We start from the raw sequence: 14,614 nt of genomic DNA, 5'->3' as shown, positions 1-14,614 counted from the left end.
TCCGAAGCGGCCTCCAGCGCGCGCATCGCCGCGTAAGCCTCCGCGGCTCCCTTGTCCTTGCGTGCCAGTCCGAACATCAGTCCTGCCCCTTCCCGTCGTCGTTCTGCTTGCCGTCGTTGGTGTTGCGGTTGTCGGTGCGGTTGAAGGCCGCGCGCCGGTCGGCCTCGGTGCGCTCGTCGAACCACGAGCCGTCATAGCCCTGCCCGTAGATGCGGCCCGGAGCATCGGGCGGGACGATCCGCAGACGTGGAGGCTCAGCAGCCCGCGCCGTATCGGCTGCCTGAGCGGTGACCTGGCTCAGGTCGGCGACCTCACGGGCCAGCCGGTCAGCCTCCGCACCAGAGCCCGGTAGGCCGACCACGGCGAAGCAGTCGCGTGCCTGCCCGAGCGTCCCGGCCGCCTCATCCAGCAGTCCTGCGGCGACCTGGAGGGTGTCCGCGCGGGTCATGCCGCCACCTGCTTGCGCGGGTTCCGCGGGTTCTTGCCCAGCAGGAACGGCATCGGCTCGTCGAACGCCGCCGCACGCTCCGGGAACGCCCGCACGGGACGGGCCAGGACGGTCGAGGTGCAGAACACGTCGAACCGCAGGCCGGGCCAGCGGCCCTCGGACCAGACCACACAGCCGGGAGCATCCGGGTCGTGCGGGTCGTGGTAGGAGACCTGCCCGAGCCCGAGCAGGCGAGCCAGGTGCTCCGCGTCGCCCGGAGCCTCCACGTGTACGGCGACCGTGCTCGTGTGGGTCGAGACCGTCACGTACGTGGCCCGACCCTCGACCCACGCGGCCACGTCGGCCGCGACGGTCAGCAGCTCCGCCACCGAGGGGGCGGACACCGCAGCGCCCGCCTCCCCGGAGGTGATCGCGTCGCCGCCGGGCATCAGGCTGCCGCCTTGTTCAGCTCGGCCTCACGCTCGGCCTCCTGACCGGGCGCGCAGATGTCGGCCGCCTTGAACGACCACACGATCCGGGGCCGTGCCCCGTTGTCGTCGATGTACGCCAGCGCCGTCAGCCCGACGAACCCCACCGCCGTGAGCGGCAGCGGGCCCTTGTTCTCCGGTGGGACGGGCTGGTACCGCGCGGCGATCTTCACCGTCACCGCCGAGTCCTTCTTGCCCGCCTCCTCGTCGAAGTCGAACACCAGCACCTGCCACAGCGGCAGGCCCGTCTCCTTGTCGATCTGCTGGGGACGCGACCCGTCCTCACGCTGAGGGGCGTTGAAGTCCGCCACCGGCTCCACACCACCCTTCAAGTACGCCCCCGCCGGGAACACGACCTCCGTCGGAACGCTCATTCGCCTCGGCATCGCCATGGCTGTCTCCTTCGCGTCGGGGTGAGCCAGGTCTATGACCTCGGTCACCGATCTGATGGAAGAAAACCTAACAGTAGACTTGTAGAACCTGTCAACTGTTTGGCAACCATGGACGCAGCTTGGCCACCCGTTCGGGGTGGTGCATGATCGTTGGCAGACCAGTTGTTAGGCCGAAACGAGCCAGTTGAGAGCCCTCAATGTGAGGTGGGTCACATGTCGCAGTACCGAGCCGACGACGTCGGCGGCAAGAAGCTCGACCGCGTCGAGCGCATCCTCAGGAACGACATCGAGGCGGGCAGGCTCCGCGACGGCGAAGCGCTGCCGTCGACCCGGGCACTCGCCGAACAGATGGGCGTCAGCGTGTGGACGATCAACAAGGCGATGGAACAGCTCGCACAGGAGGGCCTGGTCGAGAACGTCTCCCGCTCGCGCCGCATCGTGCGTAGCGGCGTCACTCCCCAGACCGTGCGACGCGACGCGAACCGGCCGCACACCTTCCTGATCGGCGGCTACGCCGGTTCCGGCAAGTCCGAGCTAGCCAGGGTGCTCTCGCGCCTGACCGGCTCCGCCATCGTCGACAAGGACACCATCACGCGCCCCGTCGTCGAGAGGCTTCTCGAAGAACTCGGACAGCCGCCACACGACCGGGAGTCTGAGACGTACCTGGAACACGTCCGCCCGCACGAGTACGAGGCGCTTCTCTCCACGATCCAGGAGAACGCCGACGTCAGCCGCGGCGTGGTGGCCTCAGCCCCCTTCATCCGCGAATTCCGCGACGCCGCCTGGATCGACCGCATCAGCACCAGCCTCCAGGCCGCCGACGTCGGCCTCACCCTTGTGTGGGTCCAGTGCGACGCCAGCACGATGCGCACGTACCTCAAACGGCGGGGAGCCGCCCGCGACACCGGGAAGCTGGCCAACTGGGAGGACTACATCGCCGCCATCGACCTTGACTACCGCCCAGCGGCGGACCACGTCATCATCGAGAACTCTGCATCGAGCGAACCCCTCCAGAGCCAGGCAGCGAGGATGCTCGCCGCTATCGGGGGCGAGGCGTGAACGCGCGCGCGACCGAACCGGCCCGCCCGAGCACCGCCGAGGTGATCCGCAGCGCGCGACTCGTCGCGATCCTTCGCGGGCCCGACGCCGATCACCTCGCCGCCGGTGCTGAAGCACTCGTGGACGAGGGCATCCGCGTTCTCGAGTTCCCCATCGCCCACCCTGAGATCCTGTCCGTGATCTCCGCGGTCGCGGCCCGGCTCGGCAACGCCGCCCACATCGGTGCCGGCACCGTTCGGACCGTGGCGGACGCACGCCGCGCACTCGACGCCGGGGCTCACTTCCTCGTCGCACCGAGCCTGTCCATCCCGGTCATCGACTACGCACGGCAACGCGACATCAACGTCGTACCCGGCGTCTTCACGCCGACCGAGATCGACGCCGCCACACAGGCCGGAGCCGAAGTGGTCAAGCTCTTCCCCGCGAGCTCCCACACCCCCAAGTTCCTCCGACAGCTCCGCGCGCCACTGCCTGACGCCGGGATCATGCCCACCGGCACCATCACCCGCGACGACGCCCGCGCATGGCTCGACGCCGGAGCCGTCGCCCTCGGAATCGGCTCCGACCTCACCAGCGACAGCCTCACCACCGGCGACCTCGCCCCCCTTCGAGCCTCGGCGCGCGAGTGGCTAGCGCGCGTCGCCTCGGTCTAGGTCGGAACGGCAAGCGCGGAGGGCTCCGGGAGAACCTTCCTCCCGGAGCCCTCCGCATATGATCGCTCAGTCTTCGAGCATGGCCCGGATCAGGGCCCGGACCTCGCGGGTGTCGTGCCGCGTGTTTTCGCGACGCCGGACCCGTTCCACCGAGACGCTTCGGGGCTGCTCACAGATCGCCCACCCGTCACCGACCTTGATCCGCGTCCGCCACGGCTTCTCGGTCGTCGTCATTGGCACGCACAGTAGGATCCTGGTCCGCGAGTGCTGCCACTGCTGAGAAATGACCAGATGCGGCCGGTCCCCCTGCTGCTCTCGGCCCGCCACCGGATCCATGGACAGCCATACGACGTCACCACGAGCGATGACGTCCGCCGAGACGGTCACCGCTTCCCAGATTCCTGAGCATCCAGGATCGCGTCCTCAACGCCATAGTCCGTCACCCCGGGCACCAGCCCGTCCTCAACCTGAGCAGCCTGGTACTCGTCCGGATCGATCTCCTCGAACGCAGCACGCAGCTCTGCGCGCTCGTGCTCATCCAGGAGCGCGACAAGCGCATCTTCCATGCTCTTGGGTCGCCTCGTGCCGAAGCGAGTAGCCCGCAGTCTGTCGCGGGTGTTCGTCGACACCGCCACCGTCGTCATACCCTCTGTCATAGCCACCACCATAACACCCACCGTGCCCCCGTCGCAGGGGGCGGCACCGTCGACTCGGTCCGATCGGCTTCTCTTGAAAGTGATCTTCATAGCCAGGGGGCATTGGTGCGCTATGTGTTGCACGAAGATTCCCCTGGCGAACGAAACAACCTGAATTCATCCCACATCTCGTCTGGTTGTAGCCAAATCCAAGCAAGCGAAGTGTCCAGCCTGTTGCAGGCTTCCCTAGACTTGATGTCCTCTGTGCGATCAATCTGGATTACGCGTTCTCGCGTCACGACGGTTGTCCAGGACTCGCTCGAATCAACCACGTAGCCGGCCACGCCTGAACCATTCGAATATGTGATCTCTCCAGCGGAAATTGAACTGAAGAGATAATCACGGCAGGTAAGGTTCCGAAAAGTGCTACGGACGCCATGGTTAAGGGGCCAGGTATAGTCGCCTGGGCGCCTGATGAGGGCGAGGTCGTTTTAGCGTGCCTGGAAATATAATGTTTAGCCAATTTTCCGAACAGCCATTTTATGTACGGAACTTCCGGCCGCCTCCGGTTCAGTCGTCCAAGCCAGAGAATAAATCCAGGATATCCGGTGCGATTTACCCACAGCGCTCCTCGAAAAATCTGGTAGAGGATGATGACCATGAGAAGCACGGTGAGTGCGTAGGCAAGATTCAACCACGAGATAGCCGTTAAGGCCAGTGTGGAAAACAGCACTACTACAGGGAATATCCAAGGTTTCCCGCTCAATACCCCCTTAAGTTGTTTTCGAAGTTCTGGGATAGTTAGGTAGCCGCCTAGGAAAATCGCCATGAAGGTCGGAGCTGTCTGCACAATAGAGGCGCCGACGAGGTTCAGTGCCCCTTCGCTCCTCAGAATGAGGGCCATTACGGATGGGCGTCCATATGAGAAGGCGGCGACTTGGACCACCGCGATAGCGACGGGAATAAGCGCAGCCATGGCTATCCAGTCGGACCGGGACATTGAGGAACTCGTACTCGGCGGCGACACCGGTCCCTTGCGTCTTGGGGCCCCCGCAACTCGGGGTCGCTTCGTACTCACAGTGGCACCGATGGCACGAAAGATCGAGTCATGGGATGAGGCTAGCGACCGTGTGAGAACTTTCCTTACTGGCTCAAGGCGCGCCTCCGGCGCGCAGCCGCCGGGGCCCGCGCTGCGGGGGCCCGCGCTCCGGGCGCTCCGCGCCCTGCGCGCACCCCTCCGCGCACCCGGCGGCCAGCTGCACCAGAACATGACGAAGGGCGACCCCGCCACCACTGGCAAGAGTCGCCCTTCACTGCTGATGCCTCCGGCGGGCACCTCGGGAATCAAGAGGATCGAGGGAACCGCGGCGTCCCTGGCCCTCCGTCATCCATCGGCTTCACCGGGACCCTGACACCGAACCCGCCGGCAGCACAACCCGTCCCGCCAAGTTCCCCGTGAAACCGCCGTCTGCCACGATGGGCGGGACGGGTTGTGCTGCCGGCAGAACCGATGTCCGAGACGCGCCCCGCGCCGACGGATGACGGAGGACCAGGGACCCCGAAGCAGGAGCATGGCAGGGTCACAGACCCGCACGGCGAGCGACCGAATTTGCGCACCCCCCGCGCACCCCCGCAGCGCGGCACGGTGGATCGAGCGCATCGCATGCACGCGACATCTCGCGAGGTAGCGGGGAAGCCGGGCCCGGAAGGGTGCTCGTAATGAACAGGTCGACAGTTCGATTCTGTCAGGCGGCTCCGAGGGCGAAAGCCCATGTCAAGCCCCCGATGTCACCCGACGTCGGGGGCTTCGTCGTTCTCGTCGACGTCCGCCCGGGCCCTCGTGGTGCTCCCGACGCGGCGCGCCGGTGCGGGCCCGGGTCTCGGGGGTGGGGGGCTCAGGACGCCGGGCGGAAGGTGCGGCGGTACTGCGTCGGGGTCACACCGAGCGTGGTCTGGAGGTGGGCGCGCAGGGACTGGGCGGTGCCGAAACCGCAGCGGGCGGCGACCTGCTCCACCCCGAGGTCGGTGTCCTCCAGCAGCCGCCGGGCCAGCTCGACGCGCCGGCGAGCGAGCCACTGCCCGGGGCTTTCGCCCGTCTCCTCGCGGAACCTGCGTGTGAAGGTGCGGACCGACATCGCCGAACGTGCAGCCATTCCGGCGAGCGTGATCGGCTCGTCGAGATGGTCCATGGCCCAGGTGCGTGCCGGGGCGGTACCGGGCCCGCCGTCGTCGGGCACGGGCCGTTCGACGTACTGCGCCTGCCCGCCGTCGCGGTGGGGCGGCACCACCGTGCGCCGCGCGACGTCGTGCGCGACGCCCGTCCCATGGTCCCGGCGGAGCAGATGCAGGCACAGATCGATCCCGGCGGCGACGCCCGCGGACGTGAGCACATCGCCGTCGTCGACGTACAGCACGTCGGGGTTCACCCGGACCTCGGGATGCAGCCGTCGCATGAGGTCCGTGTAGTACCAGTGGGTGGTCGCGGGCCGGCCGTCGAGCAGTCCCACCCCCGCGAGCTGGAACGCCCCGGTGCAGATCGACACGATCCGGGTACCCGGCCGGATCCGGCCCAGCGCCTCCGCCATGTCGGGGTCCGTGACCCCGTTCGTGAACGCCGTGCCGTGTTCCCGCACTGCGGGGACGACGACGGTGTCGGCGGACTCGAGCGCGTCCGGCCCGTGGTCCACGAGCACGGTCACGTCCGAGTCCGAGCGCACGGCCCGTGGCTCCCGGGTCGTGCACGTGAGGACCTCGTACAGCGGCTCGTGACCGTCCGGAGTGCGCGCGATGCCGAAGATGCGATGGGGGATACCCAACTCGAAGGGGATGAAGCCATCGGTGATCAGCACCGCGACACGATGCGGGCGGGGGAGGGAGGCCCCGGGGACGGCCTCGTGAGGACGGGGAAGCTGTCGCACCACCATGGCCGAATCCTATCGATACTCGACCATCGGGCCACTGGTTCGCCGGAAGGGGCCGCCCGAGGCTTGACCCATGACGCAGACCGACACCCCGGCCCCGGCCGCGCAGCCGGACCCGCCGGGCCGGCCACCCCGATCTCCACGTCCCGCGCCGCGGATCCACCCCGCCTGGTGGGTCGCGCTGGTCAGCTTCCTCACGATCCTGGGCGCGGCGGCCTTCGCGGCGGCACCCGGCCTGCTGATCGAGCCCCTGAATCACGAACTCGGCTGGTCACGTGCCACGATCGGCGCGGGTCTGTCGATCCAGCTGGTTCTGTACGGGGTCACGGCTCCGTTCGCCGCGGCGCTCATGGACCGCTTCGGTATCCAGCCGGTGGTGGCGGTGGCTCTCACGGTCATCGCGCTCGGTGCGTTCTCCACGATCTGGATGACGGAGCCATGGCACTTCGTCCTGGCCTGGGGAGTGATGGTGGGTCTCGGCAGCGGTGCCCTGGCCCTGGCGTTCACGGCGACGATCACCCAGCGCTGGTTCGTGCGGCGACGCGGGCTGGTCAGCGGTGTACTGACGGCCGCGACGGCGTCGGGCCAGCTCGTGTTCCTGCCGCTGCTGGCGTGGATGGTCGAGAACCAGGGCTGGCGCGCCGCATCGATCGTCGTGGCGCTCGCCTGTGCGCTGGTCATGCCGCTGGTCCTGCTCCTGCTGCGGGATCATCCGGCCGACATCGGCCTCGCGCCCTACGGGAGCGACGAGTTCGTGCCGAAGCCCCCGCCCCGGCACGGCGTCGCCCGGCGCACCGTGTCCGCCCTCGTGCGGGCCGCGCGGACCCCGGTCTTCTGGCTGCTGGCCGGGGCGTTCGCGATCTGCGGTGCGACGACGAACGGGCTGGTACGCACCCACTTCGTGCCGTCGGCGCACGATCACGGGATGCCCGTCACGGTGGCCGCCTCCCTGCTGGCGGTGATCGGCGTCGTCGACATCATCGGGACGATCGGCTCCGGCTGGCTCACCGACCGCTTCTCCCCCCGCGTGCTGCTCGGGGTGTACTACACGCTGCGCGGTGTCGCGCTCCTGTTCCTGCCGACGCTCATGGCGCCGCAGGTCGACCCGCCGATGGTCCTCTTCATCGTGTTCTACGGGCTGGACTGGGTCGCCACCGTGCCTCCCACGCTCGCCCTGTGCCGGGAGATCTACGGCGAGGAGGCTCCGGTGGTGTTCGGCTGGGTGCTCGCCTCCCATCAGGTCGGAGCGGGCGTCGTCACCTGGCTGGGCGGCCTGGTCCGCGACATCACGGGGTCCTACGACCTCGTCTGGTACGGCGCGGGAGTGCTGTGCGCGGGAGCGGCACTCATGTCCCTGGTGATCCGCCGCGCGCCCGAGAGCGAACCCGCCGTCGTCTGACGTGGAACCGCGCCGCGGGCCGACTAGGCTCGTTCTCCATGTGGAGTTTCGGACGGCGCAAGCCCGTCACCTATCTGCTCGGTGAGCCGGTCGAGGACTACCCGGCACAGGCGCCCGAGGCGCGCCGGGGGCGCGTGCTGCGGATCACCGAGATCGGCGAGCCCGTCCTGCACACCCCGACCCGCAAGGTGACCGAGTTCTCCACACCCGAGCTCAACCGGCTGGTCGACGACATGTTCGCCACGATGGAGGTCGCCCAGGGCGTCGGCCTCGCGGCCACACAGGTGGGTTCCGACCTGCGGGTGTTCGTCTACGACGTGACGGACTCGCGGGGCGACCGGCACGTGGGTCATGTCGTCAACGCCGAGCTCGAGACGGACGCGGACGTCGAGGCGATCGAGGAGGACGAGGGCTGCCTGTCCGTCCCGGGCGCCTACGAGCCGCTACGGCGTCCCGGTGCGGCGACCGTACGCGGCGTGGACCGCGACGGTGCTCCGGTGCAGCTCACCGGCACCGGCTTCCTGGCACGCGCCTTCATCCACGAGACGCAGCATCTCGACGGGACGCTCTACTGGGACCACTTGTCGCCCGAACTGCAGGCGGACGCCCTCCGTCAGCGCGACGAGGAGCGCGACGACGTCCTGGCGCAGCGCCGCGAGATCGCGATCGAGCTGGGCAAGAAACCCGCGGACTACCCGGTGTCGCCGGCCGGCGGCAGGTAGCGGCTCCGTCAGAAGTGCGGGCCGTCCTCGCCGTGCTTGAGATTGCGGATCGGACGGGTCACCACGTCGATGCGATCCACCAGGCCGGCCGGGCCCGTGACGATGAGGGCCCGGTCGGTGGTCGGCGTGTAGATCGCCGTGACGTCGCGCACTGTCACGGCGGTGCCGCCACGCGGGCAGCCGTCGACCAGGAACTCGAGCGGCACGCTCGGGACCTGGTCCACCTCCGCCACGATGGCGCGCATGGCCGTGCGGTAGTCCTGGTACGCCTCGGCGAAGTCGACCGGGTCGGTGACCTGGGCGGTCGCGTCCGGATCGATGTCAGCGTGCAGAGGAGCCGCCAGCGCGCCGCTGCACGCCGCCCGCACGATGTCGTCGATGTGGTCGCGAGGGGCGGCGACGCGGAGCGTCTCCACCTCGAGAGCCTCACCCGCCACGGTGCGGTAGCCGCGGACGAAACGTTCCTCCGTGGGATCTGCCGGGTCCGCGGCACCGGTGATCTCCTCGTCGACCAGGTACAGCCCCCAGGTGAGGGGGTCGTGCACCTCGCCGACGACACCGGAGAAGCGCGCGAAGCGCGCGACGATCTGCTCCCACTCGGGTGTACGGCCGGCGTCGTCCGGCATGGCTCCTCCAGGGATCGGCTTAGGGGTGAGCCTGCCGTGCCGCGGGCGAGCGGTCAACGATCCCCAGTGGTCGACACGCCGTCGACCGGGCGGCCCGACGGCGTGTCGGCCCGGCTTGGCGAGGTCTTTGCCCCTTGGCGTCACGCCCCTGGCGAACATGGGCACATGTGGGTCCGTCGTGTCGTTGTGAGCACATAGAGTCGACAGCAGTCAGGTTGTGTCGTCCGCCGGGTCCCCGCCCAGGGACGCGGCAACGCCGCCCGTGTGAGGAGCTGATCATGTTCGAGAGATTTACGGATAGGGCCCGCCGGGTCGTTGTCCTCGCCCAGGAAGAGGCGAGGATGCTCAACCACAACTACATCGGAACCGAGCACATCCTCCTCGGCCTCATCCACGAGGGTGAGGGCGTCGCGGCCAAGGCACTCGAGTCCCTGGGGATCTCCCTGGACGGTGTCCGTACACAGGTCACCGAGATCATCGGCGAGGGGCAGCAGGCCCCGAGCGGTCATATCCCGTTCACGCCGCGTGCGAAGAAGGTGCTGGAGCTGTCGCTGCGCGAGGCGCTGCAGCTCGGCCACAACTACATCGGCACCGAGCACATCCTGCTCGGCCTCATCCGTGAGGGCGAGGGCGTGGCGGCCCAGGTGCTGACCAAGATGGGTGCGGACCTGAACAAGGTGCGTCAGCAGGTGATCCAGCTGCTGTCCGGTTACCAGGGCAAGGAGCCGGTCTCGGCCGGCGGGCCGACGGAGGGCCAGCCCGCGGGCTCGGCCGTGCTCGACCAGTTCGGGCGCAACCTCACCCAGGCCGGCCGCGAGGGCAAGCTGGACCCGGTGATCGGCCGGACCCAGGAGATCGAGCGGGTCATGCAGGTGCTGTCCCGCCGTACCAAGAACAACCCGGTGCTGATCGGCGAGCCCGGCGTCGGCAAGACGGCGGTCGTCGAGGGGCTGGCACAGGACATCGTGCGCGGTGACGTGCCCGAGACGCTCAAGGACAAGCAGCTGTACACGCTCGACCTGGGTGCGCTCGTGGCGGGCTCGCGCTACCGCGGTGACTTCGAGGAGCGCTTGAAGAAGGTGCTCAAGGAGATCCGCACGCGCGGCGACATCATCCTGTTCATCGACGAGATCCACACCCTCGTGGGTGCGGGTGCCGCCGAGGGCGCGATCGACGCCGCGTCGATCCTCAAGCCGATGCTCGCTCGCGGGGAACTGCAGACCATCGGTGCGACGACGCTCGACGAGTACCGCAAGTACGTCGAGAAGGACCCGGCCCTGGAGCGCCGTTTCCAGCCGATCCAGGTCGCCGAGCCGTCCCTGGAGCACGCGATCGAGATCCTCAAGGGCCTGCGGGACCGCTACGAGGCCCACCACCGCGTGTCCATCACGGACCAGGCGCTCGCCTCGGCCGCTACTCTCGCGGACCGGTACATCAACGACCGCTTCCTGCCGGACAAGGCGATCGACCTGATCGACGAGGCCGGCGCGCGCCTGCGGATCCGCCGGATGACGGCGCCGCCGGAGCTGAAGCAGCTCGACGAGCAGATCGCCGACGCCCGCCGGGACAAGGAGTCCGCGATCGACGCCCAGGACTTCGAGAAGGCCGCCGGTCTCCGGGACAAGGAAAAGCAGCTCACCCAGCTCCGGGCCGAGAAGGAGAAGGCCTGGAAGTCGGGCGATCTCGACACGGTGGCGGAGGTCGACGAGGAGCTGATCGCCGAGGTGCTGGCGATGTCCACGGGCATCCCGGTGGTGAAGCTCAACGAGGAGGAGTCCTCGCGTCTGCTCAAGATGGAGGAGGAGCTGCACAAGCGGGTCGTCGGTCAGGAGACCGCGATCAAGGCGCTGTCGCAGGCCATCCGCAGGACGCGGGCGGGCCTCAAGGACCCGAAGCGTCCGGGTGGTTCCTTCATCTTCGCCGGGCCCACCGGTGTGGGTAAGACCGAGCTGGCCAAGGCCCTGGCCGAGTTCCTCTTCGGGGACGAGGACGCGCTCATCCAGCTCGACATGTCGGAGTTCTCGGAGAAGCACACGGTCTCGCGGCTGTTCGGTTCGCCCCCGGGATACGTCGGCTACGACGAGGGCGGGCAGCTCACCGAGAAGGTGCGCCGCCGGCCGTTCTCCGTGGTCCTGTTCGACGAGGTGGAGAAGGCTCACGCCGACATCTTCAACTCGCTGCTGCAGGTGCTGGAGGACGGACGTCTCACCGACTCGCAGGGCCGGGTGGTGGACTTCAAGAACACCGTCATCATCATGACCACGAACCTCGGTACGCGGGACATCGCCAAGGGCGTGCAGACCGGCTTCAACGCCGGCGGCGACCTGGTCACCTCGTACGAGCGCATGAAGGCCAAGGTCAACGAGGAGCTCAAGCAGCACTTCCGGCCGGAGTTCCTCAACCGTGTCGACGACACGGTGGTGTTCCCGCAGCTCACCCAGGACGAGATCATCCAGATCGTCGACCTGGAGATCGCCAAGCTGGACAACCGCCTGCGCGACAAGGACATGGGCATCGAGCTCACCCCGGCGGCCAAGAGGCTGCTCGCCGAGAAGGGCTACGACCCGGTGCTCGGCGCACGGCCGCTGAAGCGGGCGATCCAGCGGGAGATCGAGGACACGCTGTCCGAGAAGATCCTGTTCGGCGAGCTCAAGGCGGGTCAGACCGTGCAGATCGACGGCGAGGGCGAGGGCATCCTCGGCGAGTTCACGTTCAAGGGCGTGACCCGCGGCCGCCGTCGCAAGCCGGTCGAGGCGGAGACCCAGTCGGTGCCGGCAGGCGCCGGCCTGGCTCCGCGCGACCTCCCGCCGTCGGGCGAGATGATCGCGGGCGCGTGAGTCGACGCTGAGCAGTGGAGAAGGGGCGCCGGGGAACACCCTCGGCGCCCCTTCTCGCACCCTGCGCCCGGGCGATGCAGCTGGCCTGCGACGTACGGCCTCGCCCGACCGCGGAATCTCAGGTGATCACCGGCCTCGCGCCTTGGCCGGGAGCCCGATCTCCCAGAACTCGATCGTCTGCAGCACCCAGAACACCGCGAAGAGGAGCAGCAGCAGGGCCTCGACCGTGAACAGGGCCTGCGGCGGAAGCAGGCGGCCCGATGCCTGGAACCCGAAGTGGGCCACGAGGCCGGCGGCCAGCACCGCCAGCATCGCGGCCGCGATGATCCGGTAGGTCCGGCGGTACGATCCCGTGCTCAGGCCGCGTGTCCGCTCGTCCGGGCCGCTCGTCACCGCGGCGTCCCTGCCGTTCACCCAGGCGACGGCGATCAGGCACAGGAACAGCAGTACCGCCCCGACGTAGTGGGCCCAGCCCAGGAACGCCGCCGGCCACGCCAGATGAGAGCCGGCGACGGCCACCCAGATCGCCCAGGTGCCCCACAGGTCCCAGCCGTCGCGGTGCACCAGGTCCCCGCGGCGAGGCCAGGTCGCGAGCACCAGCACGGCGAGGCCCGCGATCAGCAGGGCCCCGACGTTGTTCGCCACGCGCTCGGGGACCTCCAGGCAGTACGGCTCGCCGGCGCACGCGTCGGGCCGGAGCGGAGTGGGTACCACTCCCGTCAGGAAAGCCATCATGCCGGCGACGTTCAGCAGCACGTCCTCCCCGCCGTCACGGCCCTTGATCGCGATGAGGCAGAGTCCCACCACAACCGTCACCCCGACGAGGACGTTCTGTACCGGCGTGTAGAAGTAGGTGCTGATCGAGGCGAGCCACCACTCCTCGCCCGGTCCCGCGGAAGCTCGGTCCGCCGAGATCTGCAAGGCGAGCGCCGCGAACAACGCCAGCACCATCGAGATGATCCCCACCCGCAGATAGCGGTACGTGAGGCCGACCCCCTGCGTCTGCGCCATACGCCTAAGATGTCACATTTCGTAAAGAACCGACATCCGGAGAGTGCTGGCCGGTGGAACTTTCCGCTCGATCCTCTACTCGCTCGCCGGTGCCGTGAATCTCGCTTCGACGTCCCGCGTCAGCTCCCGGTGGTTGCGCAGCACCGCGCCCGTCCAGAGCACCGCGACCGTACCGAACGCGAAGTCCCCCGCCAGCAGCAGGATCGCCGCCCCCAGTACGACGAGCGACAGCCCGCCCAGCGTGACACGCCACCTCGCGAACAGGTAGTAGGTCGCGAGCCGAGCGACGTCCTGAACGCGGAAGGTGAACAGGGCCGAGATGACCATGGCGTTCATCGTCCAGAGGGCCAGGACCGCCCCGATGACGATCAGCATCCCCAGATACACCTCGGGCACGGCTGCCAGGATGCTCACACCGTCGCCGGCCAGAGCGCCTCCGTCCCCGACGACACCGGCCCCCAGTCCACCGATCGCCACGAAGACCAACCCCGGGATCGCCATGCGCAGGGCGTCCGCCCAGTTCAGGCGGTAGCCGCGCAGGAATGACCGCGCCGGTGTCAGCGCGTCGGCCCGCTTCCGGTCACGAAGCGCGAACAGGCCGGCCGCGAACGCCGGCGCGAGCGGCGCGAGGCACAGTGCGAGAACCGGGGCGTTGCCCGGCGAACTCTCGAGGAACTGGATCGGTAGGGCGCCCGGGAGCGCCGCCACGATCATCAGTGCGCCCGTCACGAGATACCAGTAGACGGCATTCGTCACGCGTGCCAACGGGCCGCTTCCGAATTTCACGTCCGACGTCGACCGCCGGTCCCCTTCCCCGGTCATGTCCCCCTGAACCATCCCCTCAGTCGCAACGTTCGTGCACGATAGCCCGATATGCCGATGCGAAGCCCGGCGAGCGGCGGCACGTTATCGAGATGGAACCGCACGTGATCGAACTGTCATCAATCCCCGGCGGCGACGTCGTCACGGCTCGCGCCGACCCTGGTTCGCCCGCGAACGCGATCACGCTCCCGCCGCATTCCCGTGGCCCTCGTGCTCGCGCAGGAGGACGACCTCGGTCGGGGAGAGCACGAGTTCCTCACCCCTGGCGATCGGGCGTCCCGTCAGCAGGTCGACGCCCGACGCGTGTGCCGGGACCACGACCGCGTCCGTGCCGTGGTTGAGCACGAACGACCACCGCGCGCCCTCCTGCTCGCGGACCGCCAGCTCGACGTCCCGCCAGGCCGCGTAGGGACCCACGAGGCCGTGCCGTTCGAGCACGCGGCGCACGACCCAGCCGACGCCGTCGTCGTCCAGCGCCGTCCCGACGTACCAGGCCTCACCGCCGGTGACGCCGTCCGAGCGGTGCCGCGTCACGGCCGGCGCCCCGGCGTAGAACTCGGTCCCGTAGGTGCCGACGGTCTCGGCCCCGTCGGGCACGATCACCTCGAAGACGAGCGTCGCG

16 protein-coding genes are annotated in these 14,614 nt (G+C 68.7%); 5 read left to right on the top strand and 11 right to left on the bottom strand.

Annotated elements, in window-relative coordinates:
* Window positions 1–76 precede the first annotated feature (76 nt).
* Genes J0911_RS01475 through J0911_RS01465 form a run of 3 tightly spaced genes read right to left on the bottom strand, consistent with a single transcriptional unit; the run spans window position 77 to window position 1,289 of the window.
* On the bottom strand, window positions 77–448 hold the full coding sequence (locus J0911_RS01475; protein ID WP_207273630.1) for a hypothetical protein: 372 nt from the start codon (window positions 446–448) through the stop codon (window positions 77–79).
* Complete coding sequence (locus J0911_RS01470; protein ID WP_207273629.1) at window positions 445–876, bottom strand: hypothetical protein; 432 nt, start codon at window positions 874–876, stop codon at window positions 445–447. The genes J0911_RS01475 and J0911_RS01470 overlap by 4 nt, the downstream gene beginning before the upstream one ends.
* Window positions 876–1,289 carry a plasmid replication, integration and excision activator gene (locus J0911_RS01465; RefSeq protein WP_207273628.1) on the bottom strand — a complete coding sequence of 138 codons (414 nt, stop codon included), beginning with the start codon at window positions 1,287–1,289 and terminating at the stop codon, window positions 876–878. The genes J0911_RS01470 and J0911_RS01465 overlap by 1 nt, the downstream gene beginning before the upstream one ends.
* Window positions 1,290–1,457: 168 nt before the next feature.
* Between J0911_RS01465 and J0911_RS01460 the strand changes: the two genes are divergently transcribed.
* Together J0911_RS01460 and J0911_RS01455 are read left to right on the top strand one after the other, a co-directional pair.
* Window positions 1,458–2,366 (top strand): GntR family transcriptional regulator, encoded by a 909-nt coding sequence (locus J0911_RS01460; protein WP_207273627.1) that lies wholly within the window; start codon window positions 1,458–1,460, stop codon window positions 2,364–2,366.
* Window positions 2,363–3,019 carry a bifunctional 4-hydroxy-2-oxoglutarate aldolase/2-dehydro-3-deoxy-phosphogluconate aldolase gene (locus J0911_RS01455; RefSeq protein WP_207273626.1) on the top strand — a complete coding sequence of 219 codons (657 nt, stop codon included), beginning with the start codon at window positions 2,363–2,365 and terminating at the stop codon, window positions 3,017–3,019. The genes J0911_RS01460 and J0911_RS01455 overlap by 4 nt, the downstream gene beginning before the upstream one ends.
* Before the next feature lie 66 nt (window positions 3,020–3,085).
* Here the strand turns inward: J0911_RS01455 and J0911_RS01450 are convergent, their stop codons facing one another.
* The 4 genes from J0911_RS01450 to J0911_RS01435 all read right to left on the bottom strand — a co-directional run bounded on the left by J0911_RS01450 (window position 3,086) and on the right by J0911_RS01435 (window position 6,578).
* On the bottom strand, window positions 3,086–3,406 hold the full coding sequence (locus tag J0911_RS01450; RefSeq protein WP_207273625.1) for a type II toxin-antitoxin system PemK/MazF family toxin: 321 nt from the start codon (window positions 3,404–3,406) through the stop codon (window positions 3,086–3,088).
* Window positions 3,403–3,675 (bottom strand): hypothetical protein, encoded by a 273-nt coding sequence (locus tag J0911_RS01445; protein ID WP_207273624.1) that lies wholly within the window; start codon window positions 3,673–3,675, stop codon window positions 3,403–3,405. The genes J0911_RS01450 and J0911_RS01445 overlap by 4 nt, the downstream gene beginning before the upstream one ends.
* A 274-nt stretch (window positions 3,676–3,949) precedes the next feature.
* The gene (locus J0911_RS01440; protein WP_207273623.1) at window positions 3,950–4,654 is read right to left on the bottom strand and encodes a hypothetical protein; all 705 of its coding nucleotides are present in this window, start codon (window positions 4,652–4,654) and stop codon (window positions 3,950–3,952) included.
* Between the two features lie 895 nt (window positions 4,655–5,549).
* Window positions 5,550–6,578, bottom strand: a complete 1,029-nt coding sequence (locus J0911_RS01435; protein ID WP_207273622.1) for a GlxA family transcriptional regulator — start codon at window positions 6,576–6,578, stop codon at window positions 5,550–5,552.
* 70 nt (window positions 6,579–6,648) lie between these two features.
* Between J0911_RS01435 and J0911_RS01430 the strand changes: the two genes are divergently transcribed.
* Entirely contained in the window at window positions 6,649–7,974 is a 1,326-nt protein-coding gene (locus J0911_RS01430; RefSeq protein ID WP_207273621.1) for an MFS transporter, read from the top strand.
* Window positions 7,975–8,012: 38 nt separating this feature from the next.
* Window positions 8,013–8,696, top strand: a complete 684-nt coding sequence (gene def, locus J0911_RS01425; protein ID WP_207273620.1) for a peptide deformylase — start codon at window positions 8,013–8,015, stop codon at window positions 8,694–8,696.
* Window positions 8,697–8,704: 8 nt separating this feature from the next.
* Here the strand turns inward: def and J0911_RS01420 are convergent, their stop codons facing one another.
* Window positions 8,705–9,322 carry a hypothetical protein gene (locus tag J0911_RS01420; protein ID WP_207273619.1) on the bottom strand — a complete coding sequence of 206 codons (618 nt, stop codon included), beginning with the start codon at window positions 9,320–9,322 and terminating at the stop codon, window positions 8,705–8,707.
* Between the two features lie 278 nt (window positions 9,323–9,600).
* Here J0911_RS01420 and J0911_RS01415 point away from each other — a divergent pair, with 278 nt between their 5' ends.
* Window positions 9,601–12,159 (top strand): ATP-dependent Clp protease ATP-binding subunit, encoded by a 2,559-nt coding sequence (locus J0911_RS01415; protein WP_207273618.1) that lies wholly within the window; start codon window positions 9,601–9,603, stop codon window positions 12,157–12,159.
* A gap of 126 nt (window positions 12,160–12,285) precedes the next feature.
* On the opposite strand, the gene J0911_RS01410 is transcribed toward J0911_RS01415, so the two are convergent.
* From J0911_RS01410 to J0911_RS01400, 3 genes are all read right to left on the bottom strand, one after another.
* On the bottom strand, window positions 12,286–13,170 hold the full coding sequence (locus tag J0911_RS01410) for a hypothetical protein (RefSeq protein WP_207273617.1): 885 nt from the start codon (window positions 13,168–13,170) through the stop codon (window positions 12,286–12,288).
* A 75-nt stretch (window positions 13,171–13,245) separates the two neighbouring features.
* The gene (locus J0911_RS01405; RefSeq protein WP_307864856.1) at window positions 13,246–13,926 is read right to left on the bottom strand and encodes a glycosyltransferase; all 681 of its coding nucleotides are present in this window, start codon (window positions 13,924–13,926) and stop codon (window positions 13,246–13,248) included.
* Window positions 13,927–14,172: 246 nt separating this feature from the next.
* On the bottom strand, window positions 14,173–14,614 hold a 442-nt coding region (locus J0911_RS01400; RefSeq protein WP_207273615.1), incomplete at its 5' end, for a beta-galactosidase trimerization domain-containing protein.

Source organism: Myceligenerans salitolerans, from assembly GCF_017349295.1.
GTDB lineage: Bacteria > Actinomycetota > Actinomycetes > Actinomycetales > Cellulomonadaceae > Myceligenerans > Myceligenerans salitolerans.
Note: the sequence above shows the minus strand (reverse complement) of the source record. Positions and strands in the feature narration are given on the sequence as shown.